Consider the following 24,360-nt stretch of genomic DNA (forward strand, 5'->3'; position numbering starts at 1 on the left):
AAGAATTTTGTCGTTAAAAAGAACCTTGGTTGGCTTATTCCGCAGTCATGATGGAACAAGCGACCGCGCCAAAGATCCGACATTAAAAACGCGTTATTACAATCTAACTAAAGACAAAGCATGGGAAGAAGTTTCATCAACTTTAAAGAAAGTTCCTGGATTTAAGGTGCTTCACGAAGTGGAGTCTGTAGGTGAGATTACTCTTGAGAAAAGAACGGCATTTGGCCGTACGCTGGACATTACGGTATCGGTGCTAAATACGACGCCTGTTCGTTGTGGTGTAGACATGTATTCTGCATCTAGAGGTTCACTTGGTGATCTCGGGGCGAATTACCGTGTGATTCAACGCTTGTATGCATCTTTGGACAAAAAATTAGGAAAATACAAAGCAGACTGATTTTTAGAGGCCCGTCAAACCCTTCTTGCTTAGGGATAGTATGAATGCGTTTACGTAAACGGTGAGCTGCTCAGTGTGTTATCGATAAATCTTTCTATTACAAAAAAAAGCGGGAGAAGGATGGACCTTCTGCCGCTTTTTTAACAGAGATAATTAAGTATTGTTGGAATAACCGCTACTGATTAAAGAATTAGAGCAGCTTCTTCACAGCAGCAATAGCATCTTCATAGTTAGGGTGCTCGGTCATTTCACTCAAATATTCAACATATACGATCTTGTCGTTCTTATCCAGAACAAAGATGGAGCGCATATCTAAGCGGAATTCTTTAATCAGCACACCATAGGCTTGTCCAAATGAGGTTGCTTTGTGGTCGGATAGAGTAATTACTCGATCGATACCGGCAGCACCGCACCAGCGAGCTTGGGCAAACGGCAGGTCCGTGCTTACCGTGAGAATTACCACATCGTCACCAAGCTCTGCGGCTTCACTGTTGAACCGGCGGGTCTGTGCGTCACATACCCCGGTATCAAGAGAAGGGACAACACTGATTAGCTTGATTTTACCGGCATAATCACTTAGAGACACGTCTTCTAGAAGATTCTTGCTCAGAACAAAATCGGGTGCAGGATCACCAGCTGTTAGCTTATGTCCTACGAGAGTGATGGGGTTGCCTTTAAAAGTAGCTACGCCTGTTTTTTCTTGCGTCATATCCTTGTTTTCCTCCTCGAATTATAATATTGGATTCTTACTGCCACAATAAATTATAATCTTAATAGCAGGAAGATGTCCAACCGGACAAGATATATATGTAAAGGGATGGGTGTTATGATATTTATTCGGTACGAAAATTGGAAAAGTTATGTCCGGTATTATCCGGTAACCTGTCTGCTCATATTGGCCAATGTGATCATGTTTATCCTGACGGTAATTAAGGGAGGATCAACTAATATTCAAACGCTTATTGATTTTGGTGCTATAGTTGATGTGAGTCCGTACAAAGAGGAACTGTGGCGCTATCTGGCCGCTATTTTTTTACATAATGGGTTTTCCCATCTGTTCTTTAATTGCTTCGCTCTCCTGGTGTTTGCACCGCCTCTGGAGCGATTGCTGGGCTGGTGGCGTTATGCGCTGCTCTATGTGGCGGGTGGTTTTCTGGCAAATCTGCTTACAATTGCGATTAGTGCCCGCTCAGTTGTAGAGGTTGGTACGGTTTCGGTTGGCGCTTCTGGAGCAATCTACGCCATTTATGGTGCATTTTTATACATTGCCGTTATTCAACGGGCGATGATGGATGAGGGCTCGCGTAAGACTTTATACGGATTGCTAATGATCGGGATCATTATGTCGTTTGCTACACCGAATGTGAATTGGGTTGCACATCTCGGAGGTTTGGTTTCTGGCTTTTTCGTATATGGGCTAATTATTCGTATATTCAAAAAAAGCCTAAGACAGGGGCGATGATGGAGTGGAGCTAAGACAGCTGCAATATTTTTTAAAGGTAGCTCAAAAAGAACACGTAACAAGAGCGGCAGAAGAGCTTCATGTAGCGCAGTCTGCGGTAAGTCGTCAGATTCATCAGCTGGAGCAAGAGCTTGGGGTTGATCTATTCATGCAAAAAGGGCGCAATCTGCAGCTTACCCCTGTTGGGCAGCTCTTTTGCAAGAAGGTTGAGAGTATCCTTAAGGAGTTGGAGCATTCAGTAAATGAGGTGCATGAATTTCTGGATCCCGAGCGTGGTGAGATTCGGATTGGATTCCCGCATAGCCTTGGCACACATCTAATCCCGACTATCGTTGCAGATTTTCGTAAGTATTATCCTCATGTCAAATTTCGTTTTAAACAAGGATCTTACCCTTCTTTGATAAAAGACGTATTGTCTGGCGAAGTGGATTTAACTTTCATTTCACCTTTTCCGGAGAATGATGAGCATGTTTCGGGGGATATTGTAATGACTGAAGAGTTGTTTGCGATTCTTCCTCAGAATCACCGGCTGGCAGGAGAATCTGAAATCCGGTTGGAACAGCTGCAAAAAGAGAAGTTTGTTCTATTCAGCCAAGGCTATTCGTTGAGACCTATCGTTTGGCAAGCTTGCTTGCAGGCGGGATTCCAACCGCAGATTGCTTTTGAAGGCGGAGAGACCGATACCATTCGTGGTTTGGTGGCCGCAGGGATGGGTGTAAGCCTGCTTCCGGAGATGGCGTTCTATCAGACGAATCCTCTCCAACCAGCCCAGGTGAAGGTTGTGGAGCCTGCGGTGACGAGAACGGTTGGCTTGATCTACCGTACAGATAGTAAATTACCGCTGGTGGCACGTTCCTTTCGGACTTTTTTAATCTCCTACTTTAAAGCTAGGCAAAATAATACCCCGGTCGGCTCTTAGCCTTCCGGGGTTTTTGTTGTTTAGAGGTATGCGATATTAGTCGCGGTTGCCTAAAAAGACTGTGATCAAGCGAAGCAATTCAAGCAAGGATACTAGAGCGGCAGCAACATAAGTTAATGCAGCGGCGTTGAGAACCTTTGCTACTCCGCGTTCTTCTTCGTTGCGGATGAAACCTTGTTCTACCATGACCTGACGAGCCCGGTTACTGGCGTTGAATTCTACAGGCAGCGTTACGAGCTGGAATGCAACAGCTGCTGAGAAGAAAATGATACCCAAGCCTATAAGATTAAAGTAACCGAAGATGAAACCTGCCATCAGCATGAAAGGCGCGATGCCTGATGCGAAATTAACTACCGGGAACATCCGGTGACGAAGTGTCAACATAGGATAACTTACTTTATGCTGAATCGCGTGGCCTACTTCGTGACAAGCGACAGAAATTGCAGAGATGGAACTTTCATAATACACAGGCTCTGATAAGCGTACAACTCTGTGGATGGGGTCATAATGGTCTGAGAGTGTGCCTCTTACAGGTTCAATCGGAACATCGTGTAAGCCATTAGCATCGAGCATACGTCTCGCGGCTTCATATCCAGTCAGGCCGTTCGAATTAGCTACCTTTGACCACTTGCTGAAGGTTCCTTTGACTCTAAACTGTGCCCACAATGAGAAAAGAAAAGCAATAATTACTAATAGGTACATAAACATAGATGCATTCCTCCACTGTATTGTAAATATGGTATTTACATTGGCGGTCCTTGCGTAAGCAATAGCCGGATCGCTTCCATGCAGGCTAATCCCTGAGGGAGCAGATTTGAAAGTACGCGACTGGCCTGTCCTGGCTTCAAACCACTAATAAGAGGTTCAAGGGCTTTTACTTCCCGTTCTAGCCGCTGCATTTGCTGCTCTAACTCAACTAATTTATCAGAGACGTCAGTTTCTGGTGTTGCCTCGTTCCATTTGCCTAGCATAGATTTGATTTCTTCCAATGAATACTTGTCATGCTTTAATTGAGTAATACGTTCTAAAGCAGCCAAGGTTTCATGGCTGTATAGCCGATAATTTTTGGTGCTTCTAGATTCCGGGGAGATTAATCCCAGTTTCGTGTAATAATCAATAGTTCGTTCACTAATGTGAGCAGCCTTAGCTAATTCTCCAATTCGATACAAAATCATATCCCCATTTAATCTCGCCTCACTAATTGAATACGACTGCCGATAAGTGGCGGTCATCTCCTAAATTGATGGTTTCTTATGCTATCTGTAATGATAACAAACTGGAAACCATACAGTCAAACGTCATACTTTCATAAAGTATATGCAGTAAAGAAGGGTTAATTCATGAACGGTGATCTGTAGTTTCTATACAATACACTCAAACTCAAAGGGATATCAAATTTGAAGAATGATTGGGGTTGAAAACTATAAGTTACCCCAATACATAACATTAAATGTTATGTATTTTGTGGTTTTGGTAAAAGATGAGTTCAATTATCAGGTAATATAAATGAGGTTGTGCGCGTAGTTATTTTAATGAAAATGCAGCTAGAATCAGGCCTTTAGGACCTCTAGTCCATTAGTACTGTGAAAATTTCGTGTGCTCAAATAAAATAAAATAAAAACATTCCTAAAATAGTCTTGTCAATTTACCTGACTTCTGATTATAATGACATTAAGAGTTTCACGCTTTGTTAGAAAATATAACATTGGGGAGTGGGGTAAAAATGAAAAAGAAATGGTTGATGATGTTACTGGCCATGATTACACTGATGATTTATCCGGTAAGTGCTTTTGCAGCGGACGGTCCGACGAACGTAGACTTACAAGTCGGATTGGACACAGCGTTTACCTTCCTGGCATTCATTTTAGTATTCTTTATGCAAGCAGGGTTTGCAATGCTCGAAGCGGGTTCGGTTCGGATGAAGAATGCAGGGCACGTAGCAGGTAAGACAGTACTTACCCTGGCTATCGCAAGTCTTTGCTTCTGGGCTATCGGCTTTGGACTTGGTTTCGGTAACGGCAATGGCTTCTTCGGTACTACAGGCTTCTTGTACGGAGGAGATTCAACCGCAGCTTCTTTTGAATCACTTGCATTTTCTGATGTTACTTTAAATGTTAAATTCTTATTCCAAATGGCCTTTGCAGCAGTTTCCTTGGCTATCGTATCTGGTGGTATGGCAGAACGTGCGAAGCTAAGTGTGTATATCATTTTCGGAATTTTGTTCTCCGTCGTAATTTATCCAGTTGTAGCTCACTGGGTATGGGGCGGTGGCTGGTTGGCTGAGCTGGGTATGCAAGATTATGCAGGTTCCACGGTTGTCCATCTTACAGGTGCAACGGCAGCAGTCGTAGCAACCATATTGCTTAAGCCTCGGCTTGGTAAGTTTAATAAAGAAGGTAAACCCGTGATCATTCCAGGTCATAACCAAGTATTTACTGTACTCGGTGTTATTATCCTCTGGTTTGGTTGGTTCGGATTCAATCCAGGTAGTGCTTTGTCCCCAATGGGCGGTTTCTTCGGTCACGTAGCCCTAACAACGAACATCGCAGCAGCAGCAGGTGGTTTGGCAGCATTGATTGCTTCTTGGTTGTACTTTGGTAAATCTGATATTCCAGCAATGCTGAATGGTGTTCTGGCTGCATTGGTTGCAATCACAGGAGCGTGTGCTTTCGTTGATCCATGGGCAGCAATCATTATTGGTTTTGTAGCTGGCGCTTTTACATTCATGACTTCCCAATGGCTGGAACGTGCAGGGCTTGATGATCCAATCTATGCTTTCTCGGTGCATGGTATTGCGGGGATGTGGGGTGCAGTTTCAACGGGTCTGTTCGCTGTACCTGAGCTTATCACTAAAGGCGGCTTGGTAGGTGAAGCTGGGTTGTTCTACGGTGGCGGTTTCCATCAACTAGGCGTTCAAGTGCTTGGTGTGGTTGGAACATTTGTTTTCGTAGCCGTTCTTTCTTTCATCATCTTGTATGTAATGAAGGTAACTATCGGACTTCGTGTTACAGAAGAAGAAGAATTGATGGGCCTGGATATCAGTGAACATGGTACTTACGGATACCCTGAGCAAATGAAATTGATCGCAGATTCGGAATCCAAAACCCTTAAACAATAACATTTCAACTCGGACAGGGAGGCGGACCGTGTGGCATCGATGGAGTTAACAGATGAGTATAATGAAGAAAGCTTTAGGACCATCGTATTGGCCGGTTCGTCAGAGGAGCTTAGGGAGAGGCGTGTTGCCTGTCAAAAAGTACTTCTCGAACAGTTGAATGTTATTCCTATAGAGGAATGGATGTTCCGTGTGAATACTATGCATGATCTTATTGCCCAAACCGCAGTACTCATATGTGAGGCGCAGATGAAAGAGGCGGGCTATGGCCCGCCTCCCTGTGCTTATTCCTTTATTGTGTTTGGCAGCAGTGGGAGGCAGGAGGCAACGCTTTGGAGCGATCAGGATAATGGCCTGATAGTCGAAGGAGAGCCTGATGGGGAAAAAAATCGCTATTTCGAATTTTTCGGAACTTTGTTATCCGATATGCTTGAAGAAGTAGGATATGAGAAATGTGCGGGGAAGGTAATGTGCTCCCAAGTCATGTGGCGTAAGACATTATCTGAATGGATAGAGCAGCTTGATAGCTGGAGAACTCAGTTGGAATGGGAGCCGATCCGGTATCTTATTATCTCTTCTGATATGCGTCATGTCGCAGGAAGCGTGAAGTTATCAGCGAAGTGGCAAGAAGCTTTCTATGAAGGCTTTGCGGAAAATGAGCAGCTGTCTAATGCTGTTCTTCGCAATACAGTACGCCACAAAGCGACTTTGAATTTACTGGGACAGGTGTTAACAGAACGGTTTGGTGATTATGCAGGCGGATTTGATGTTAAGTATGGGGTCTATATTCCGTTAGTGAACATTGTTAGACGGTTGTCATTACTACATGGCATTAGAGCTGGCTCGACATTAGAGCGGATTGAAGCGCTTGATAGGCTTGGGAAATATCAACATTTAGAGGATATCCGCAGAGCTTTCTTATTAGCAATGCGGTTGCGAGTGAACACGCCATATAGTGTTCAGGATGGATTGTTAATCAGCAGTGATTATGTAGCTGAGAGTGAATTGAAGAATAAGCAGCTGCTGTCTGAGCTGCGTGAAAGCCTGCTGCTTGTCAGACGCCTTCATCGGGCGCTGCAGCGTCAGCTCCGCTCAGCGGAAAGGTGGCGGTCATGAGGGAGCCGAACAAAAGCGGAGGATTCTGGAGTAATCTAAGACAAGGTGGAATGCCCTCGGCAATTGCTTCGATGAGAGGTGGAGAAACTGCACAACAGACTGCGCAGCAAATGGCCTTTATTAGATCTTTGATGCGAGAGAAACGGCGGCCTGAGGTGCTGCATACCCCATTGTCTGAATTAGAGACAGTGATCTTTGATCTAGAGACTACAGGCTTTTCCCATCAGCATGGGGATGAGATTATGTCTTTCGGAGCCGTCAAGGTCATTGGAGAGCAGATTAAAGAAGAGGAATGCTTTTATACACTGGTGAACTGTCAGACGGCTATTCCGGAGGATATTACAAGGCTGACTGGGATTACGGAAGAAATGACACAATCCGCTCCCTCCTTAATGGATGGCCTTCATAATTTTATGTCCTTTGTAGGTCAGAATGTGCTGGTGGCACATGCAAGCTCACATGATAAGGCTTTTCTTAATGCTGCTTTATGGAAAACCTCTAAAGTTCAGCTAACACACCGTGTGCTGGACACGATGATGTTAGCGCGATGGCTTGAGCCACAGCGAAGTAATTATTCGCTGGATGAGCTGCTATATGTGCATGAAATTCCGATTCATGGCCGTCATCATGCATTGGAAGACGCAAAGATGACAGCACAGCTGTGGGTGATCTACCTGCGGGAAATTTCGGAGCGCGGCCAAGTGGATACCTTGGGTGATCTTTATGCTTATTTAAGTAGAACGTGAAGCGGGGCTTGAGATAAACCGCGGAACAAATTACCGCCGCGGTCATCAGGCAAACGCTCAATATAAAATCCGTTCAGAATGGGATTGCCGCTATCTTTGGTGTTGGGAGAACCTATAAGATAAAGCGCAAACTCAGCTCCTAGTGCTGTTAGTCCTTTATAATCGGCAACTGAAGGGATAGGTGCTGAATGTGGGTGGGAATGAAATAGACCGATGATAGTTGGTTCATTGTACAGTACATTAATCCACTCTTCAGGGTGGGGAGTAAAAGTGTGCAGCGGGTCTGGCGCTACGTTGCGCAAGGGTACGTAAGTATCTATGAGCATGCCACCCGCTGCGGCAGCACCCAGCAGGACTCCGCATGCTTCATGCGGATAACAGGACAGCAGGTGCTTCCCCAGTGCTTGCTGTACGGAATATTTCAGTCTAATAGGCTGGACATTTCCCTGGAATGCTGCCATTTGTTCACCCCTCTCTCTTCATTAGGGTTTCGTCGCAGACGAAACCCTCTTTTTTATTATAAAAGTATATATTATTGTGTAAAAAATGGATGGTTTGAAATTTAACCTATTGAGGGTACAATAGTAGAAAACTATTCCAATCGTAAAGGAACAGATGACTATGAAAGCAAGTAATAAATTAAATATAACAGTATTACTCATAGTTGTATGTGTTGCTGTGTTTGCGGTGTGGTATAATCGTGAGCCAAAAGCAGAAGCTGTGCTTGCGCAGCAAAATGAGCTGCCGATGAAGAGTGGACCTAAGGCTGGACTGCGTGCACCTTCGTTTTCACTTCAGGGAACAGATGGGACTACCTATGTAGTTGATGGCCCCAGAGATAAAGCGGTAATCCTTAATTTCTGGGCTTCATGGTGTGATCCCTGCCAGCAGGAAGCTCCTGAACTTAATACCATGGCCACTAAGTATAAGGATGTTCTAGATATTTACGGTATTAATGTGAGCAGTCAGGATTATAAACCCAATGCTGAACGTTTTATCAAGAAATACGGTCTTGTGTTTCCGGTTATGTTTGATGTAAAAGATGAGGTGTACAGCAAATATAATGGAGCTGTTTTTCCCACCAATGTGCTTATTGATAAGAATGGAGTGATCTCTGAGATTATTTTAGGTATTCTTAGCCCTGAAGAGTTGGAGGAGAAAATAATCAAGCTTACCGAATCATGAAGCAGGCTGTCCCATGTGGAGACAGATCTGCTTTTTTCTCCAAACAGCAAAAATCTATAGATCAGCGATTCTTCTTTTTGGAGGATCGCTGATCTGCGTTTTTGGTCAGCCGCGATTTGCTTTAGTTGACCCCAAGCATTAATTTCACTATACAGTGGAGCAGAAATGGCTGGAACCCCGAAGTAAGCCTCGTTAGAACAATTGGGAAATTTCTCCCTATTATTTCGAGATCTCGGGTCATTCAACGAATAATTTAGGAAAATATCCCTCTAATCTAGCTGTTTTGGTGGGAAATAATGAAATCACCCTGATTTTTAGGGAGGAATTCCCTGTTTCTGTTCATTTATAGCGAATATCGGCTATTTTCAGGGAGTTTTTCCCTAATTATTCTACCGCACCCGCACCCGAACTCACACCCCGCGCATCCCGCACCGCACACTGCCCACCGGCCATAGTCTATGGGCTAAAGTAATAGTCCGTTATATAGCCTATTTAATAAAAAAGAAGCTGCCCTAAAAGTAGAATTCTACTTTTGGGAAGCTTCTTTTTTGTCTTACAAAATTCTATAAGTGATCAATTAATGATTGACCAGGCCTCTAGGTTCACTGCTGGTCGTCTTCTCATTCTCCAAAGAGAGCTCATTGAGAAGCGCGTAGCGCATACTGTCAACAAGTGCCTCCCAGCTGGCTTCAATTACGTTACTGGAGACACCAACCGTACTCCAGGTGTCTGTGAAGTTCTTGGATTCAATCAATACCCTTACCTTCGCTGCAGTCTGATCCTGTTCATCTATTACACGGACTTTATAGTCGGATAGATGCATTTCCTTTAATTGTGGGAAATAGGTCTGTAATGCTTTACGAAGCGCGTTATCGAGTGCGTTGACTGGACCGTTACCTTCAGCAGCGGTATAAAGATTCTCACTGCCAACTTTCAGCTTCACGAACGCTTCAGATACTACTGGATGTTCTGCGGTTTTCTCAACTAACATCTTGAAGGATTCAAAGGTAAAGGTTTCATTCATCTCGCCGGTAGCTTCCCGAAGGAGTAGCTCCAGTGAGGCATCGGCACCTTCAAACTGATAGCCTTGATGTTCCATCGTTTTGATTTTCTCGATCACCCGGCGAGCCTGCTCGCTGCTTGGATCCAGATTTAAACCCATGTCCTGCGCTTTGGAAAGTACATTGCTCTGTCCGGCAAGTTCGGAGACCAGCACACGCTGCTTGTTCCCGACAAGCTCAGGAGCGATATGCTCATAGGTCCGTGAATCACGCATGATGGCGGAGACATGGATTCCACCTTTGTGTGCGAAAGCTGCATTTCCGACATAAGGCTGATTTACCGGCAGATTAACATTGGCAACTTCACTAATGTAGCGGGCAGTGTTGGTAAGCTGTGACAATGAATCGCCTGGAATACAGTGATAACCCATTTTGATCTGTAGTGTAGGAATAATAGAACATAGGTTGGCGTTGCCACACCGTTCACCGTAACCATTAATGGTACCTTGTACTTGCCGTGCTCCAGCTCCGATGGCGCTAAGTGCATTGGCAACCGCTAGCTCACAGTCATTGTGAGTGTGAATTCCGAGATTGGCTCCGGGCAATTGTTGATTTAGAGCGGTAACAATCTCATGAATTTCGTAAGGTAAGGTCCCACCGTTGGTATCGCACATTACAAGCCAATCTGCTCCGGCTTCCCGGGCTTTGGACAGAACAGCTGCTGCATATTCAGGATTATTCTTGTATCCGTCGAAGAAATGCTCGGCATCAAAAATCACTTCAAGGCCTTGGCGTTTCAAGTAGGATATGGAGTCGCCGATCATGGCGAGATTCTCCTCAAGCGTAGTCTGTAATGCAGTGTGTACATGGAAATCCCAAGATTTTCCGACGAGTGTAGCAGCAGGAACCCCTGCGTCAATCATACGTTTTAAATTGTCATCGTTTTCGGCCAAGGAATTCTTCCGCCGAGTGCTGCCGAACGCTGTAATTTTGGCGTTCAGATGAAGCTCCTTGACTCTTTTGAAAAATTCAATGTCTTTATTGTTGCTTCCCGGGATGCCACCTTCAATATAGTGCACACCCAGATCATCGAGTTTCTTGGCAATCTTCAGCTTGTCGTCAGCCGACAGACTGATGCCTTCACCTTGGGTGCCGTCGCGTAATGTAGTATCGAAGATGGAGATGGACTTAGACATGAGAGTCCTCCTTATAGGGAAATGAATTTATATATTATAGCATTTTTACGCGGGAATGTAACAAAGAACTTTACAGCCTCTTAAGTTGACCTAACCGCAGCGGAGAGTTATTCTAAATTGGACAATAGAAAACCTGAGGATAAGAAGGTAGATATTGTGCAGAATGTTGATCAGTATTATCCAACGAGTGGCAGGGTTATCCTGCATGTTGATATGAATGCTTTTTACTGCTCTGTGCATGAGGCAGAGGACCCTGACCAATATAGAGGCAAAGCTACTGCGGTTGCGGGTAGTGTTGAATTGCGGAAAGGGATCATAGTGACTTGTTCCTACGTCGCCCGCAGAATGGGGATTTCGACGGGAATGCAGGTTCAGAAGGCGCTTCGTATTTGTCCATCGCTTATCGTTATTAAACCGGACTTCCATTTATACCGCAAATATTCTAATGCTTTTATGCAGATTGCATATAGCTATACTCCGTTACTGGAAGCAGTGTCCATCGATGAATGTTACCTTGATATAACTGGCTCCAGACAATTCGGTACACCCATGGAAATAGCGGAGACGATTCAGCGCCGTATAATGGAAGAATTGGGCTTGCCATGCTCAGTGGGGATCGCTCCCAATAAGCTGCTTGCGAAGATGGCTTCCGATTTAAAAAAGCCAAACGGTATTTCAGTGCTGCGGCTGCGGGATGTGCCTAAGATTTTATGGGACAAGCCTTGTAACGAAATGTTCGGCATTGGTGGAAAAACAGCAGAAAAGCTCCGCAAACTGGGCATTTACAGTATTGGTCAATTAGCAGCGGCTGATGAAAATATGCTGGTTGAGAATTTCGGAGTTATGGGCTCATGGCTAAAGCGTGCTGGCAACGGTATTGATCATGGGATCGTTAATCCTGAGCGGGAGCAGAGTAAGTCGATTGGACACACCACAACATTGCCGCGGGATGTCATAGGTCTTGCTGAGGTACGACCGATTTTGTTGAATTTAAGTGATCAGGTAGCCCGGCGCTTGCGTAAGCAAGGTCTTGTTGCCTCAGGGGTGCAGCTGACCATTCGGACACCCGATATGAAGACCATAACCCGTTCGCGTCAGCTAGAGGCTCCTTCGGAGAGTGGGGAGGATATCTACAAGTCCGTCTGCGATCTATATGTTCGTCATTGGAATGGGGAGAAGCCTGTGCGGCTGCTGGGTGTGACCCTGCAGGGCTTGATTGCTAAAGAGGATTCTGCCATTCAGCTTGATTTGTTCGATTACGAACGTCAGCCTAAGAAAGAGTCTCTTAACAAGACTATGGACATGCTACGTAATAAATTCGGTGAAAATGCAGTGTTGACCGCCGGGATGTTAAGCGATTCTCACTCTGCAAGGCTCCGCAATCATAAAGAACGTGGCACTTCGTTGCAAAAGGATAATCTTCTATCTGTCGAGTCTGATAAAGAGTAACAAGAACATTCTATGACATGTCAAAATAGATGCCGTAGAATGCGTCAGAAATGCAAACGTATTGAAAATCGATTGAAATTGTATTCTTTTTATATTAATATGAGAAAATATAAGACGCTGGTACAACAGCGCTGTATTGTTCAACGGGAGGCAGAGATAAAATGGCTAAGTACACTTGGGTCGAAAAAGACACTTGTATCGCTTGCGGTGCATGTGGCGCAACGGCTCCTGATATTTTTGATTACGATGACGAAGGTTTGGCAGAAGTTATTTATGAAAATGACGGAAACCACGGCATCACAGCGATTCCGGATGATTTGTTTGATGATCTCCAGGATTCTTGTGATGGATGCCCAACCGACTCTATTAAAATTGCGGATGAGCCTTTTAACAAAGAGGGCTAATTAGCCGGGATTTTGTAACTTCTAGCACAACATAAAGACATCTCTCGCGAACTTTTGTTCAGCTAGGGATGTCTTTTTTGCGATGTCTGACCGATATTAATGTAGGAAGGAATTATAAAATTTCGGAGGTTCCGATGAAAAATTCTCAGCACCTCAAAGCATATGTACAGATGCATCCAGACAATAAGATGGCATGGTACTTGCTGGGTAAGGAATACTATAAGAACGGTCAACAGGGGAAAGCTAACTATTGCTTCAATCAGGCTGGAGAAGTATATGAAGCTTTCGAGCATAGTAAGGTGCCTGCGGAAACGCTACGGGAATATGAGGAAGGGCTGCTTCAGGCAAGCCGCCAGCGGGACCGAAGGCAGCAAAGATTCCGCTACATTATGCTTGGGCTGATGCTTCTATTACTGGTTATGGTGCCATCGGCTGTGGCTCCGGGTCTAGATATTGCGGAAGATCAGGAAATGGTCCAAGACACGGTTGCTTCTGAAGTCAAAGATCCGCTTGACCAAAAAGATGTTAAGAAGGAACCCGTTCTAGAGGCACGAAAAATGATGTATACAGCGCAAGAGAGTGGAGCTTCGGCTTCGTCAGGGAAGCTGATGGCAACTATGCTAATGCGCGAGGAACCGTTTCAAGCTGCTATTTTGGGCATGGAGCGGGAAGGGAAGTGGCTGCTGTGGAAAGAGAAGCTTCCGCTTAATTCCACACTGCAGAAGAATGGGAACGGACGGTTGGTATACCAATCCTATGATCCAGCGGCATGTGCATGCGAACCGCCAGAGCAAGGGGAACTTGCGGTGGATGCAGCTAAGTGGCAGGGGGATCAAGAGGAGCTAGCTACATTATGGAGTGCAATGAGGTCTTATCAGAATCATAAAGGCAAGCTTCCGGCTTCTCTGGCGGAATTGACCAGACCTTTTCCGGAAAATTGGATTGGCGGGACGACACCAGTTATGAAACGTGAGTTCAAATCTCTTAAGGAAATAGCAACTGCTAAGGCACTGGGTACACCGGAAGTTGCGGGTGAGCCTCCAAGCTCAACTGCTGAGGCGGGAATGGGCATACCGACGGCGTTAAGCGAGAGTGGAAGTAGTGGAAAGGGCGTTCCTTTTTTTGACCAGCCGCTTAGAGTGATTGTGGATAAACAAAAACACCGCTTGGCAGTAGTCAGCGGCTCTGTTATTCTACGAAATTATGAGGTAGGGCTTGGGGGAGACAAGACTCCGGAAGGCAATTTCATCATTACAGATAAAGTGGTCAATCCAAACGGTCATGATAATGGGGAGTTCGGAAGCCGCGGACTACAACTTTCAGATAGTAATTATGCTATTCATGGCACCAATGAGCCAGAAAGTGTCGGCAAGGATGAATCCCTTGGCTGTATTCGGATGAGTCGAGAAGATGTGGAAGAACTATTCGCTATGATTCCAAAAGGAACAAAAGTGGTGATTAGTAAAGGGGTTCTGCCTGACAAGCAGCTGCTGCCGGCGAAACGCTTCAACCCTGCTGCTCCGTATGATCAGACCAACCCCCACAAAGTATACCACTGGCTGAATTAGTTCCCGGCAACTATAAACAGAACGATGATGAGAAGAATTAGTAAAGTTAAACTTACGCCGATCCACATTAGCGCTTTACGATTAACTTCTTCTTTCTTTTGCTGCAAAGTTGGTGGTTTACGTTTAGTTGACATCCAGCATACCTTCTTTCTCTCTTAATCGCTGATTACCCCTATATTGTAATGCGTTTACAAGAAAATTACTATACTTTGGGTTAAGCTCTCTGCACACTTACAGGGTAAAATGCTTTTCTTTTGTTCAAGAAAAGGCTAAAATTAAGAAGAAACCTACAGAATCGGGTAGACACGTGGATTAGTGAAGTACCCCTTAAGGAGCGAGAACGGTGTTGTATCGTAATTTTGGTAAACCAATTTTCTTTAAGCTGGACCCTGAGAAGGCTCACCATCTCGTCATAGGTGGATTGGATAAATCATCATCAGTTCCAGGGGGAAGCGCGGCATTGCGTTTAATGTATGGCGTTCCTGAAACGGCAGATTTAGCAGTTGATCTGTTTGGCATACATTTTCCGACTCCAGTTGGACTGGCAGCAGGCTTGGATAAGAATGCCGAGGCCGTTTCTGGATTCTCTTCGATCGGATTCGGATTTATGGAAGTGGGGACGGTTACCCCTAAGGGTCAACCGGGTAATGATAGCCCGCGTTTGTTCCGTCTTCCCTCTGATGAAGCTCTGATCAATCGTATGGGCTTCAATAACGAAGGGGCTGACGCTATGGCAGAGCGTCTAAAAAAATTAAAAAATCGCAGAGTTCCAATAGCAGTAAATATTGGACGGAATAAAATAACTAGTAATGAAGCGGCTCATGAAGATTATCGTCAGTGTATCCGTACGCTTTATCCGTACGGTGATTTTTTTGTGGTCAATATCAGCTCACCAAATACACCGGGGCTGCGCAGTCTCCAGCATGGCAGCGAATTAGCGTTCCTGCTGGCACAAGTAAAGGAAGAAATGGAGATTCAGCGTAAAGCCACAGGCCTGAATAAGAGCTTGTTGGTTAAGATTGCTCCAGATGTAAGTGACTCTGAGTTGGAGTATATGGTTCAATCACTGACAGAAGCTGGTATGGATGGTATTATTGCTACGAATACTACATTGAACCGGGATGGACTTAGTCATGAAAAGGCTAATGAGACAGGTGGATTAAGCGGTAAGCCACTTCGTGACCGGTCAACGGAAATCATTCGTAGGATTTATCGCCAGACTGAAGGGAAGATGCCGATCATAGGTTCAGGGGGCATATTCACCAGTCAGGATGCGTATGACAAGATAAGAGCAGGCGCAAGTCTGGTCGAAATTTATACAGCACTCATCTACGAAGGACCGGAGGTTAACCGCAGGCTGCATGCCGGATTACGGCAGCTCTTACGGCGGGACGGATTCAGTCATATCTCTGAAGCAGTGGGTGCTGATCATCACTGATTGAAGGAGTCGAAAGGACAGGAGGACGAAGGCGATGGACGGCAGGGACTGGGGAACTTTTTTGCTTCCATATGAACAGACTGTGGAAGAATTGAAAGTTAAATTCAAAACAATGCGTTCGGAGTTGAAGAAAAGAGAGGAATACACGCCGATTGAATTCGTAACTGGTCGTGTAAAGCGGCTGTCAAGCATTTTGGAGAAGGCTAAGCGCCTGAATGTGAAGATGGAGGATCTGGAGACAGGCATTGAAGATATAGCCGGGATCCGGATTATGTGCCAGTTCGTGGAGGATATCCGCAGAGTGGCCGAATATATCCGGGCTCGTAAGGATCTTGAAGTCCTGTATGAGAAGGATTACATCACCAATTATAAAGAGAGCGGGTATCGCAGCTTTCATATGATTATTAAATATCCTGTGCAGACAGCTCTGGGACAAAAAATAGTGCTCGCAGAGATCCAAATTCGTACACTAGCTATGAATTTCTGGGCAACCATAGAGCACTCTCTGAATTATAAATATCGGGAAAGCTTGCCGGATGAAATGCGAGTGCGCCTGAAAACCGCAGCTGAAGCAGCCTCCATCTTGGACAGCGAAATGTCCAGTATTCGTGATGAAATCCTGGAAGCGCAAAAGACCTTCGAGGAAAACTCGAATATGACGACTCAAATTCTCAAATCTATTCATCAATTGTATTTCTATCATTTGGTGAATGAGGCTATAGATACTCAGGCTCGATTTAACGAAATATGGCAGGCTCAGGACATGGAAGCGATGAAGGAGCTTCTGGATCATGTACGGGGACTTCTCTCCGCAGCTAAAAAGGATAGTTTGCCGGATGGCTTATGATCCGTTGTACTTGGCGTATCTAGTGTACTTTAATCGTGACCGGGATTATTTCGAATGTCACGAGGTGCTCGAAGAGCTATGGCTTGCCAAGCAACGCGACCCATTGTACAAAGCACTTCTCCAAGTAGCTGTTGGATTGTACCATTGCCGTAATAATAATATGCGTGGTGCAACGATTATGCTAAGCGGGGCTGCTGCCAAGCTGGAAGAATATTCAGCAGTGACACTCGGCATTAATTTGGCTAAGCTAGTGGTGGAAGTGAAGGATTATGTTCGCCGCATGGAGTCGTGTGAGCAGCAGCCATTTTCTTATTATGATCTGACTATAGAAATCATTGATCAAGGTCTAGCGGATGAAGTGAACTCTGCGGCTGAGGTGATCACACCGAATAATCCTCAACGACGAGGTCCTCAAAGACCGACCTCTTCTCATCGTAAATAATGATCCTCTATAAATGAGTATTGCCAAAGGAACACCCATAAGGGTGTTCCTTGAATCTTTAAACACCTAAATTTTAGCAGTACTATCAGGAGGACGGCATCATGGCGGCACAACTGCCCAGTTCTTTCAGCGAGCGTATGATGGACTTGCTGGGAACGGATTATAATCAATTTGCGGATTCGTACAAGGAGAATCCTAACGGAGGCGTTCGTGTTAATACCTTGAAAATTTCAGTGGAGAAATTGCAAGCTCTTTCCACTTTAGAGCTGGAACCCATTCCGTGGTGTCCAACCGGATTCTATACAGAGGATGGGGCCAGACCAGGTAAACATCCACATTATCACGCGGGATTGTATTACATTCAAGAGCCAAGCGCTATGGCACCTGTGGAACTGCTTGATGTACAGCCAGGAGATCGTGTTCTTGATTTATGCGCTGCACCTGGGGGCAAATCCACACAGATTTCTGCCAAGCTCTCAGGAGAAGGCTTGTTGGTTACCAATGATCTTCATCCAGAACGCACGAAAGCCTTAGCCAAAAATCTAGAGCTATATGGGGTGCGCAACGGTATCGTACTAAACGAAAGTCCAGATCATATTGCAGCGGCATTCCCGCTTTATTTTGACAAAATCTTGATTGATGCTCCTTGCTCAGGTGAAGGGATGTTCCGTAAAGATGAAGACATGGTGAAGCAGTGGGATTCAGGTACACCTGCCAAATATGCTGCCATGCAGCGGGATATTTTACGTTCTGCTGCAACAGCGTTGGCACCGGGAGGTACACTTGTCTATTCAACCTGTACATTTGCTAAAGAAGAAAATGAAGAAATTATAGCGGAGTTTATTTCTGAACATCCACAGTTTTCGGTGATTACAGTTGGAGGCACTGGCTCATTTGCTCCTGGTTTTGGAGAACTATCAGGGACAGCAAGACTATGGCCGCATAAAGTAAAAGGTGAAGGACATTTCATGGCTGTGCTGCAGCATGTGGGGCCAAAGGTATCTGCAGAGGAACGTGATCAAGCCGAAGTTAAGTTGAGTGCAGTTACACAGAATACGAATAAAAAAGGCACTGCTCATATTAAATCCGCAAACAAACCAGAAGCCAGACGAGGGAAAGAAGGTAAGTTCTCTAATAAATCTGCTGCTGGCGCTGAACGTGGCCGTCAAGGTTCAGGAGAAGAGCAAGCCTTGGCTGCATATGGAGATTTTATAAAAGACCAGCTTGGCTGGGAGCCAAAAGGGTATCCGATTTTCTTCGGTGATCATCTGTACATCTCCCCACTACCTAAGGAAAGATTAAATGGATTAAAGGCGATTCGTCCAGGATGGTATGTAGGACATGTCCGTAACGGCAGATTTATCCCAGGACATCCAATGGCTACCGCGTTACACCCTGAAGAGAGCTGCCGAAGTGTCTCACTTTCCAGTACGAGTAATGAAGCTATTTCCTATCTTAAAGGAGAGACATTGTTGATTAGTCAAGAACGTCTCTCTATTAAAATAGGAACTACCCAAAAAGGATACGTACTGGTCTGCATAGATGGTTATAGTGCAGGCTGGGGGAAGTGGCAGGACGGTGTGCTCAAGAATGAATATCCCGCAGGCTGGAGGTGGATGTAAGAATGAGCCTATCAGGGAAAACTGCAAAAAAGCAGCGTTTAGATAAAGTATTGTCCCATATGGGGGTAGGATCACGCAGCGATATTCGTAAACAAGCCAAGCAAGGTTTAATTACCGTGAATGGTGCAGTCGTCAAGGATAGTGGATTTCATGTAGACCCTTATCACGATAAAATTGTGGTTGGCGGCGAGCTTGTTACCTATCGTGAATTTATTTATCTTATGATGAATAAGCCACCGGGAGTTCTGTCGGCAACAGAGGACAAGCGGGATCGGACCGTTCTGGATCTTTTAAAGCAGGAATATGTACAGTTTGAACCTTTTCCTGTAGGAAGGTTAGATAAGGACACAGTAGGGCTGCTTCTGCTCACCAATGATGGAAAGCTTGCTCACGAGCTACTATCGCCACGCAAGCATGTCCCTAAGACGTATGAAGCAACAGTTGAGGGAGACGTAGATGCAGACGATGTAGCGGCTTTTGCGGCAGGTGTCGAGCTGGAAGATGGATATGTTACTTTACCTGCACAGCTAACTATATTGGGAAGAGAACGCGGCAGTAAAGTAATCTCACATATTTCGCTGATCATCACAGAAGGAAAGTTTCACCAGGTGAAGCGAATGTTCCAAGCTGTCGGCAAAAAAGTCACTTTTCTGAAACGAGTATCTATGGGAGAATTGAAGCTGGATGAAAGCCTGCCACTGGGAGCTAGTCGTGAAATTACGCTAGAGGAACTGGCACTCTTAAGTACAGAAGCATCAGAACAATAATATAGAGAAAAAATGGTATATAAATTGAATTTGGAAACTTGGGATAAGGGAATGGAGTGGCGGAGGGGAAATTTGGAACTGTAAGAGCGATAGCGGCCGCCTTTGTTTCCGGATTTCAACCACTAGTAAACGGTATAAATCAAGAAATCTGGAAACAACAGCGGCTGGAAGTCCAAATATTCACCGCAGTTGCGACTGAAACTTAACTCAAATAGCCAGGTTCAATATATATAGAAAAAGAAAGACAAGGATGGTGGGAGTATGAGATACAAACTGATTGCACTAGATGTAGATGGTACACTGTTGAATGATGATCACCACTTGAGCACTGAGAATAAAGAAGCCATTGCTGAGGTTACACGTCTTGGAGGACAAATCGTGTTATGTACCGGCCGCAGTCCGCAGAACTCGATTCCTTTTATGGAGGAAATGGGGCTGTCTGGTTATGTGCTGGGTCATAATGGAGCTGCTACGGTTCGTGTGAAAGATCGGGAAGTGCTGCATCAATACGGTATGGATGCTCGTGGTCTTGACCCTTATATTGATTATTGTAGAAAGCATGATATTCATTATGATGTGAATACGGCTTTTGATATGTATGTAGATAATGTAGAAAACCTGACCAAAGAAGCCAATTATATGTATGAACACTTCCGTATCGTGCCGGCTACACTGCCAGCATGGGAAGATTTCCGTGAACCGGTTGTTAAGTTTACTGTATTTACACAACCAGAAATCCTTGACGAAGCTGAACGTGAATGGCGTACTTGGACCCATGAGTACAATATTTTGCGCAGTGGTGAATTTTTCGTTGACTTGATGCATCCGGAAGCCTCCAAGGGCAACGCCTTAAAGAATCTGGCTGTGAAGCTGGGAATTCCGCAAGAGGAAGTTCTTTCGATCGGTAATTATTTTAATGATATTTCTATGCTTACATACGCGGGTATGGGCGTTGCGATGGATAATTCTCCGGTTGAGGTCAAAGCGGCAGCGAATGCTGTCACGGGGTCTAACAACGAGCATGGTGTGCGAGATGCGCTGGTTAAATATTGTTTATCTTAATAATGGAAAGCATAAAGCGGACTTGAGTCCGTTCTATGCTTTTTTTGTTGTGAAGGAAATAAAAGAGATACCTAAACAGAAATGATTTTATCCATAAATAACCCGCCCTTAGGATTAACTAGAAAGGGCGGGACATAGATTAACTTCCTGCATTAAAGTTTAATTTCCTCGTTCCGGCTAGGATCGCTATATTTATAGATACCAGGGTTCAGTTCGATTTTTTCGTCGAAAGGGATATCTTTGTAGCTATCAATATTAGTTCCTGTAGATATCATGCCCTTAGGTGTAATTTCAGGCACCACTTCTTTGCCATTAATCCGTAACGTAGTTTGGTTAACGCTTTTGAAGCCAGAAGATTTGGATGTTGATTCGACAATCAAATTTTCGCCCTCAGTATAGTAAGTGAATTCAATTTTTAACCCATCGACATCAAGTGAAGTGAACTGCTTTTCTTCTTTAGGTTTGTTTATAGTGATCCAATTCTTAGTAGTATCACGTTTCTCAATGACAGCATCCTTTAATATAAGTTTCATTGGAACATCGGACCAGTCGTTATACCATTCCGGAGATTCGAATTGAAATAAATGCTGGTAGCTTTCGGAATGATCTCCTTTCAAATTCCAACCCCCAGTGATTGTTTGATCACCTATAACCAACTGAGCGGTATTATAGTGGACAATTCCTTTTTTAAGCGAATCATTTTCATCTATTAGAATTTGGATATCCAAAGGGGTAACTACTAGCTGATCTAAGGTTATACCTGTCTTTTCTTGAAATTCAGGACTGTTATACAGTTTCTTAGTGTAAATCGCCTCACTTGCTTTTTGTCCATCTGCGTTAAAATCGAACTTCCACGTACCTGAAAATCGTTTCGCTTCTTCAATGTAACTAAAATGAAGACTAGCTTCCTTCCAATCTGATTCAGTTATATTGAAGACCTGTTCAATAAATAAATCCGATCCTTCGTTAGGCATGATGGTTGGAATTGCTTCATTCTCTTGACCACCAGTACTAACTACCAAATGTGGGTTACCCCGTCCTAAGTCAGATGGTGATGCAGCGACTTTGTAACGGATAATGGTTTGATTGGAAACATATCGAACGGATTCGATTTGAAGGCTTGGATATTGCTTAACTCCAGTATTGATAGTATCCCCTGCTTGATGATTAGATTGTAAGGGGATATTCCGATCACTGTAAAAAATGAGATTCCGTGCTTCAAACCTGTAGTCCTTTTTATCATCCTTTAATGTATCAGGTGTCTCATATACTCCAATGAGTTTCTGGCTTTCAGGATCGTATTCTAAATAACCGTATACCTTTGCCTCGGCACCGGATTCACTAGTCATGATGTTTTCCTCTGTAGCAAATCCAGTATATTTGGATAGATCAGATTTAGTATCAAGTGATAACAGCATTTTCATTTTTTCTCCATCAGTTACAACACCGTTCAAATTCATTGTTACTCCTGAACTGGAAGTTTGAAGATTATACTGTTGACCGATGCCGTTATTTAATGCATTACTCACACTTCGACCACCAATTTTATCCCAATTAATCGTCATACTAGCGAATACAGGAATGGCTACAAGTAAGAGGCATGAGAAGACAATACTGATAGGAATAACCTTTTTATTAGACCTAGGAATATTCTGGGAGGCATGCAGATTTCTTTGACGTGTATATGCTTCTTGTTCTATGGCAGTCCACATCAAATCATAATCCGGTCGGGGAATATGTTTATCTTTTTCAATATAGAGACTCATTACTATTCAGCTCCTTTAGTTGGGTTCCACCCATTCTATTTAGTATTTTAAGTCCCATGTTCAGTCTGGATTTTACAGTTCCTTCGGGTATGCTCATAACTTTAGAGATCTCGGGTACAGTCAATTCGTTTATAAAACGAAGGACTACTACCATTCTGATTTTGTCGGGAAGCTGACTGTATAACCCTTGTAATTCTTTTTTAGTTTCCTGTCGATCCAAACGTTTTTCTACAGGGTTTGATTCCTCAGACCTGGATAGTAAATAATTACGTACTTCTTTCATCCACCCCGTCTTACGCCTTTTGATCACACTGTTGCACTCATTCGAAGCAATTCGTAAAATCCAAGCTTTCAAGTTTCTTACCTTCGACTTATCCGCTAAGATAACTTTTACAAATACCTCTTGGGAAATATCCTCCGCATCTGCCTGATTTTTCATTAAGTAGTAACAAAAATAATATACTTGTTCTTTATAGAGCTCGAAAATTTCCCGGTCACTCATTTTGCTGCACCCCCTGTCTTTGCTGTTCTCATTAATAAGACTTATAAGCGTATGTAATCGTTCATTTTTCATTTTGATTGTAGTATTTCTTCTGAGTATCATAGCGAATTCGAATGGAAGATAAGTCGTTTACAGGTAATTATAACCATGATAAAATTAGCGGTGGGACATGCGTCCGTAATCTATTAAAACTAATTGAATGTCCGCGTTAAAGGTAAAATCATCGAAAGATGATGACACAAAGCCATGGGTCTAAAACCTTTCGACAGAAGGAAATGATCGCCAGGCCGCCATAGGGATGTCTTATGAAGCATAAAGGATAGCTCTAAGAATATGTAGTCTATTTTGAGCTCTTTTATTATTTCGACCTATACGGCGTTACATTATCGCAAGGGGCCGAAAGGGGAAGTACATGAACAGTTTTTTCAAAACAATAGGTACTAGTTTGGCAGTAGGTGCTTTATTGCTGTCCGGAACGATCGGATGGATGTCTAATCCAGGAGTAGTGTCAGCAGCTACCTCAACAGTAGTAACCGCGGATCAGATGATCAGCAAAGTAACGGCAGCCTCCAAAGCAATAAAGAATTTCCATCTGGATGTGACCAAAAAACAGGATATTCAAAGAAGCGGGGTGCGTATCAGCAACACCAACACTCTGAAGCTGGATATCAACCGTCTGCCGAATTTTGCCGCAGCAGGCACTGTCGCTAGTAGTCTTTTAGAAACATCGTACAGTCTATATGCCAATGACAAGGAGTTTTACTATCTTGTAGACGGAAGTGAACTGATCGATGAATCTGAAGATGAAGGTTACGACGATGACGGGGAGCCAATCGATCCTGATGCACAATATTGGCTTGGACTGGAGAAAACGGAATGGGATGCCTTTTACTCTAAAGGCCAATACGATCCTGTTTCCATGCTTGATTCGGTCAAAAGTTATAAAAAATCCATGAAAGTCAGCACTGCTGGCGCACAAACAGTCTTACAATTCACGGTAACCGATCCGACAGCAGCTAAGGGGATAATCAAACTCTATGACCAGGAGAACCTCTGGGATGGAGAGACAGTTCAACCCAAAAGCGTAACGTGGAAATTATTCGTCAATACTAAGACCTGGCAAACGGAAAAGCTGACAGTCGATCTGAGTTATGTGCTGGTAAGTGATGGAGCCAAAGATACATACACCACGAAAATCGAAGCTAAATATTCCAAAAATAATAAAGGTGCAGCCATTGTAAAACCGGCCGAACTAGAATAATAAGGACGATTCATAACGAGCGAAAAGCGCTGTTCAGCGGAACAGCGCTTTTTGTTGTATCCAACAGCAGTTCTTTATTAGTTGACAAGAATAAA

General features: G+C 44.1%; 25 protein-coding genes and 1 riboswitch. Of the genes, 17 read left to right on the forward strand and 8 right to left on the reverse strand.

Going from position 1 to position 24,360, the window contains the following annotated elements; genetic code table 11:
• Positions 1 to 7: 7 nt before the first annotated feature.
• Positions 8 to 397 (forward strand): DUF1499 domain-containing protein, encoded by a 390-nt coding sequence (locus MHH46_RS10355; protein ID WP_036689295.1) that lies wholly within the window; start codon positions 8 to 10, stop codon positions 395 to 397.
• 190 nt (positions 398 to 587) lie between these two features.
• Here the strand turns inward: MHH46_RS10355 and tpx are convergent, their stop codons facing one another.
• Positions 588 to 1,106, reverse strand: coding sequence for a thiol peroxidase (tpx, locus tag MHH46_RS10360; protein ID WP_076191342.1), 519 nt, complete (start codon positions 1,104 to 1,106; stop codon positions 588 to 590).
• A 117-nt stretch (positions 1,107 to 1,223) separates the two neighbouring features.
• Here tpx and MHH46_RS10365 point away from each other — a divergent pair, with 117 nt between their 5' ends.
• Together MHH46_RS10365 and MHH46_RS10370 are read left to right on the forward strand one after the other, a co-directional pair.
• On the forward strand, positions 1,224 to 1,859 hold the full coding sequence (locus tag MHH46_RS10365; protein ID WP_076191344.1) for a rhomboid family intramembrane serine protease: 636 nt from the start codon (positions 1,224 to 1,226) through the stop codon (positions 1,857 to 1,859).
• Between the two features lie 4 nt (positions 1,860 to 1,863).
• On the forward strand, positions 1,864 to 2,778 hold the full coding sequence (locus MHH46_RS10370) for a LysR family transcriptional regulator (protein WP_076125124.1): 915 nt from the start codon (positions 1,864 to 1,866) through the stop codon (positions 2,776 to 2,778).
• Between the two features lie 36 nt (positions 2,779 to 2,814).
• Here MHH46_RS10370 and MHH46_RS10375 read toward each other — a convergent pair whose 3' ends face one another.
• Together MHH46_RS10375 and MHH46_RS10380 are read right to left on the reverse strand one after the other, a co-directional pair.
• Positions 2,815 to 3,486 carry a zinc metallopeptidase gene (locus MHH46_RS10375; protein ID WP_076125126.1) on the reverse strand — a complete coding sequence of 224 codons (672 nt, stop codon included), beginning with the start codon at positions 3,484 to 3,486 and terminating at the stop codon, positions 2,815 to 2,817.
• Between the two features lie 35 nt (positions 3,487 to 3,521).
• A complete protein-coding gene (locus MHH46_RS10380) occupies positions 3,522 to 3,953 on the reverse strand; it encodes a MerR family transcriptional regulator (RefSeq protein ID WP_036689305.1) in 432 nt (143 codons plus the stop codon).
• 548 nt (positions 3,954 to 4,501) lie between these two features.
• On the opposite strand from MHH46_RS10380, the gene MHH46_RS10385 reads away from it, so the two are divergent.
• The 3 genes from MHH46_RS10385 to MHH46_RS10395 are packed head-to-tail and all read left to right on the forward strand — an operon-like array spanning position 4,502 to position 7,755.
• A complete protein-coding gene (locus tag MHH46_RS10385) occupies positions 4,502 to 5,896 on the forward strand; it encodes an ammonium transporter (protein WP_036689307.1) in 1,395 nt (464 codons plus the stop codon).
• 39 nt (positions 5,897 to 5,935) lie between these two features.
• On the forward strand, positions 5,936 to 7,009 hold the full coding sequence (locus tag MHH46_RS10390; protein WP_076184365.1) for a DUF294 nucleotidyltransferase-like domain-containing protein: 1,074 nt from the start codon (positions 5,936 to 5,938) through the stop codon (positions 7,007 to 7,009).
• On the forward strand, positions 7,006 to 7,755 hold the full coding sequence (locus tag MHH46_RS10395; protein ID WP_076191346.1) for an exonuclease domain-containing protein: 750 nt from the start codon (positions 7,006 to 7,008) through the stop codon (positions 7,753 to 7,755). Before MHH46_RS10390 ends, MHH46_RS10395 begins: the two co-directional genes overlap by 4 nt.
• Here the strand turns inward: MHH46_RS10395 and MHH46_RS10400 are convergent.
• On the reverse strand, positions 7,737 to 8,216 hold the full coding sequence (locus MHH46_RS10400; RefSeq protein WP_076191348.1) for a M67 family metallopeptidase: 480 nt from the start codon (positions 8,214 to 8,216) through the stop codon (positions 7,737 to 7,739). The two genes, MHH46_RS10395 and MHH46_RS10400, sit on opposite strands and share 19 nt — an antisense overlap.
• A 160-nt stretch (positions 8,217 to 8,376) precedes the next feature.
• Between MHH46_RS10400 and MHH46_RS10405 the strand changes: the two genes are divergently transcribed.
• On the forward strand, positions 8,377 to 8,940 hold the full coding sequence (locus MHH46_RS10405; RefSeq protein WP_076191350.1) for a TlpA disulfide reductase family protein: 564 nt from the start codon (positions 8,377 to 8,379) through the stop codon (positions 8,938 to 8,940).
• Between the two features lie 577 nt (positions 8,941 to 9,517).
• Here MHH46_RS10405 and cimA read toward each other — a convergent pair.
• Positions 9,518 to 11,137 (reverse strand): citramalate synthase, encoded by a 1,620-nt coding sequence (gene cimA / locus MHH46_RS10410; protein ID WP_076191352.1) that lies wholly within the window; start codon positions 11,135 to 11,137, stop codon positions 9,518 to 9,520.
• Between the two features lie 117 nt (positions 11,138 to 11,254).
• On the opposite strand from cimA, the gene MHH46_RS10415 reads away from it, so the two are divergent.
• The 3 genes from MHH46_RS10415 (at position 11,255) to MHH46_RS10425 (ending at position 14,558) form a co-directional block, all read left to right on the forward strand.
• Positions 11,255 to 12,586, forward strand: a complete 1,332-nt coding sequence (locus MHH46_RS10415) for a DNA polymerase IV (RefSeq protein WP_282579938.1) — start codon at positions 11,255 to 11,257, stop codon at positions 12,584 to 12,586.
• Between the two features lie 161 nt (positions 12,587 to 12,747).
• The gene (locus MHH46_RS10420) at positions 12,748 to 12,990 is read left to right on the forward strand and encodes a ferredoxin (protein ID WP_036689316.1); all 243 of its coding nucleotides are present in this window, start codon (positions 12,748 to 12,750) and stop codon (positions 12,988 to 12,990) included.
• A gap of 134 nt (positions 12,991 to 13,124) precedes the next feature.
• Entirely contained in the window at positions 13,125 to 14,558 is a 1,434-nt protein-coding gene (locus tag MHH46_RS10425) for a L,D-transpeptidase (RefSeq protein WP_076130114.1), read from the forward strand.
• On the opposite strand, the gene MHH46_RS10430 is transcribed toward MHH46_RS10425, so the two are convergent.
• Positions 14,555 to 14,692 (reverse strand): hypothetical protein, encoded by a 138-nt coding sequence (locus MHH46_RS10430; protein WP_167348489.1) that lies wholly within the window; start codon positions 14,690 to 14,692, stop codon positions 14,555 to 14,557. The two genes, MHH46_RS10425 and MHH46_RS10430, sit on opposite strands and share 4 nt — an antisense overlap.
• Before the next feature lie 209 nt (positions 14,693 to 14,901).
• On the opposite strand from MHH46_RS10430, the gene MHH46_RS10435 reads away from it, so the two are divergent.
• The 6 genes from MHH46_RS10435 to MHH46_RS10460 all read left to right on the forward strand — a co-directional run bounded on the left by MHH46_RS10435 (position 14,902) and on the right by MHH46_RS10460 (position 20,736).
• Positions 14,902 to 15,996, forward strand: a complete 1,095-nt coding sequence (locus tag MHH46_RS10435; RefSeq protein ID WP_076130115.1) for a quinone-dependent dihydroorotate dehydrogenase — start codon at positions 14,902 to 14,904, stop codon at positions 15,994 to 15,996.
• A 34-nt stretch (positions 15,997 to 16,030) separates the two neighbouring features.
• Entirely contained in the window at positions 16,031 to 16,843 is an 813-nt protein-coding gene (locus MHH46_RS10440; RefSeq protein ID WP_036689325.1) for a GTP pyrophosphokinase family protein, read from the forward strand.
• Positions 16,833 to 17,285: a DUF309 domain-containing protein gene (locus tag MHH46_RS10445; protein WP_076130116.1), complete on the forward strand. Its 453-nt coding sequence runs from the start codon at positions 16,833 to 16,835 to the stop codon at positions 17,283 to 17,285. Before MHH46_RS10440 ends, MHH46_RS10445 begins: the two co-directional genes overlap by 11 nt.
• A gap of 101 nt (positions 17,286 to 17,386) precedes the next feature.
• Positions 17,387 to 18,907 carry an RsmB/NOP family class I SAM-dependent RNA methyltransferase gene (locus MHH46_RS10450; RefSeq protein WP_076130117.1) on the forward strand — a complete coding sequence of 507 codons (1,521 nt, stop codon included), beginning with the start codon at positions 17,387 to 17,389 and terminating at the stop codon, positions 18,905 to 18,907.
• 2 nt (positions 18,908 to 18,909) lie between these two features.
• On the forward strand, positions 18,910 to 19,674 hold the full coding sequence (locus tag MHH46_RS10455; protein ID WP_076130118.1) for a pseudouridine synthase: 765 nt from the start codon (positions 18,910 to 18,912) through the stop codon (positions 19,672 to 19,674).
• Between the two features lie 261 nt (positions 19,675 to 19,935).
• A complete protein-coding gene (locus tag MHH46_RS10460) occupies positions 19,936 to 20,736 on the forward strand; it encodes a Cof-type HAD-IIB family hydrolase (protein ID WP_036689337.1) in 801 nt (266 codons plus the stop codon).
• A gap of 152 nt (positions 20,737 to 20,888) precedes the next feature.
• Here the strand turns inward: MHH46_RS10460 and MHH46_RS10465 are convergent, their stop codons facing one another.
• Both MHH46_RS10465 and MHH46_RS10470 read right to left on the reverse strand, forming a co-directional pair.
• Complete coding sequence (locus tag MHH46_RS10465) at positions 20,889 to 22,502, reverse strand: DUF4179 domain-containing protein (RefSeq protein WP_076130119.1); 1,614 nt, start codon at positions 22,500 to 22,502, stop codon at positions 20,889 to 20,891.
• On the reverse strand, positions 22,486 to 23,004 hold the full coding sequence (locus MHH46_RS10470) for an RNA polymerase sigma factor (RefSeq protein ID WP_076130120.1): 519 nt from the start codon (positions 23,002 to 23,004) through the stop codon (positions 22,486 to 22,488). The genes MHH46_RS10465 and MHH46_RS10470 overlap by 17 nt, the downstream gene beginning before the upstream one ends.
• 203 nt (positions 23,005 to 23,207) lie before the next feature.
• A riboswitch (cyclic di-GMP riboswitch) is annotated at positions 23,208 to 23,299 on the forward strand.
• 117 nt (positions 23,300 to 23,416) lie between these two features.
• Between MHH46_RS10470 and MHH46_RS10475 the strand changes: the two genes are divergently transcribed.
• On the forward strand, positions 23,417 to 24,265 hold the full coding sequence (locus MHH46_RS10475) for a DUF6612 family protein (protein ID WP_076130121.1): 849 nt from the start codon (positions 23,417 to 23,419) through the stop codon (positions 24,263 to 24,265).
• Positions 24,266 to 24,360 lie beyond the last annotated feature (95 nt).

The sequence above is a fragment of the Paenibacillus sp. FSL H8-0175 genome (genome assembly GCF_045040615.1).
In the GTDB taxonomy this organism is placed as follows: domain Bacteria; phylum Bacillota; class Bacilli; order Paenibacillales; family Paenibacillaceae; genus Paenibacillus_AQ; species Paenibacillus_AQ odorifer.

Excerpts from the sequence above, each read along its gene's own strand:
- tpx (WP_076191342.1), bottom strand. The coding sequence starts at position 1,106 with ATGACGCAAGAAAAAACAGGCGTAGCTACTTTTAAAGGCAACCCCATC.
- MHH46_RS10365 (WP_076191344.1), top strand. The coding sequence starts at position 1,224 with ATGATATTTATTCGGTACGAAAATTGGAAAAGTTATGTCCGGTATTAT.
- MHH46_RS10375 (WP_076125126.1), bottom strand. The coding sequence starts at position 3,486 with ATGTTTATGTACCTATTAGTAATTATTGCTTTTCTTTTCTCATTGTGG.
- MHH46_RS10380 (WP_036689305.1), bottom strand. The coding sequence starts at position 3,953 with ATGATTTTGTATCGAATTGGAGAATTAGCTAAGGCTGCTCACATTAGT.
- MHH46_RS10385 (WP_036689307.1), top strand. The coding sequence starts at position 4,502 with ATGAAAAAGAAATGGTTGATGATGTTACTGGCCATGATTACACTGATG.
- MHH46_RS10390 (WP_076184365.1), top strand. The coding sequence starts at position 5,936 with ATGGAGTTAACAGATGAGTATAATGAAGAAAGCTTTAGGACCATCGTA.
- MHH46_RS10395 (WP_076191346.1), top strand. The coding sequence starts at position 7,006 with ATGAGGGAGCCGAACAAAAGCGGAGGATTCTGGAGTAATCTAAGACAA.
- MHH46_RS10400 (WP_076191348.1), bottom strand. The coding sequence starts at position 8,216 with ATGGCAGCATTCCAGGGAAATGTCCAGCCTATTAGACTGAAATATTCC.
- MHH46_RS10405 (WP_076191350.1), top strand. The coding sequence starts at position 8,377 with ATGAAAGCAAGTAATAAATTAAATATAACAGTATTACTCATAGTTGTA.
- cimA (WP_076191352.1), bottom strand. The coding sequence starts at position 11,137 with ATGTCTAAGTCCATCTCCATCTTCGATACTACATTACGCGACGGCACC.
- MHH46_RS10420 (WP_036689316.1), top strand. The coding sequence starts at position 12,748 with ATGGCTAAGTACACTTGGGTCGAAAAAGACACTTGTATCGCTTGCGGT.
- MHH46_RS10425 (WP_076130114.1), top strand. The coding sequence starts at position 13,125 with ATGAAAAATTCTCAGCACCTCAAAGCATATGTACAGATGCATCCAGAC.
- MHH46_RS10430 (WP_167348489.1), bottom strand. The coding sequence starts at position 14,692 with ATGTCAACTAAACGTAAACCACCAACTTTGCAGCAAAAGAAAGAAGAA.
- MHH46_RS10440 (WP_036689325.1), top strand. The coding sequence starts at position 16,031 with ATGGACGGCAGGGACTGGGGAACTTTTTTGCTTCCATATGAACAGACT.
- MHH46_RS10445 (WP_076130116.1), top strand. The coding sequence starts at position 16,833 with ATGGCTTATGATCCGTTGTACTTGGCGTATCTAGTGTACTTTAATCGT.
- MHH46_RS10450 (WP_076130117.1), top strand. The coding sequence starts at position 17,387 with ATGGCGGCACAACTGCCCAGTTCTTTCAGCGAGCGTATGATGGACTTG.
- MHH46_RS10455 (WP_076130118.1), top strand. The coding sequence starts at position 18,910 with ATGAGCCTATCAGGGAAAACTGCAAAAAAGCAGCGTTTAGATAAAGTA.
- MHH46_RS10460 (WP_036689337.1), top strand. The coding sequence starts at position 19,936 with ATGAGATACAAACTGATTGCACTAGATGTAGATGGTACACTGTTGAAT.
- MHH46_RS10465 (WP_076130119.1), bottom strand. The coding sequence starts at position 22,502 with ATGAGTCTCTATATTGAAAAAGATAAACATATTCCCCGACCGGATTAT.
- MHH46_RS10470 (WP_076130120.1), bottom strand. The coding sequence starts at position 23,004 with ATGAGTGACCGGGAAATTTTCGAGCTCTATAAAGAACAAGTATATTAT.
- MHH46_RS10475 (WP_076130121.1), top strand. The coding sequence starts at position 23,417 with ATGAACAGTTTTTTCAAAACAATAGGTACTAGTTTGGCAGTAGGTGCT.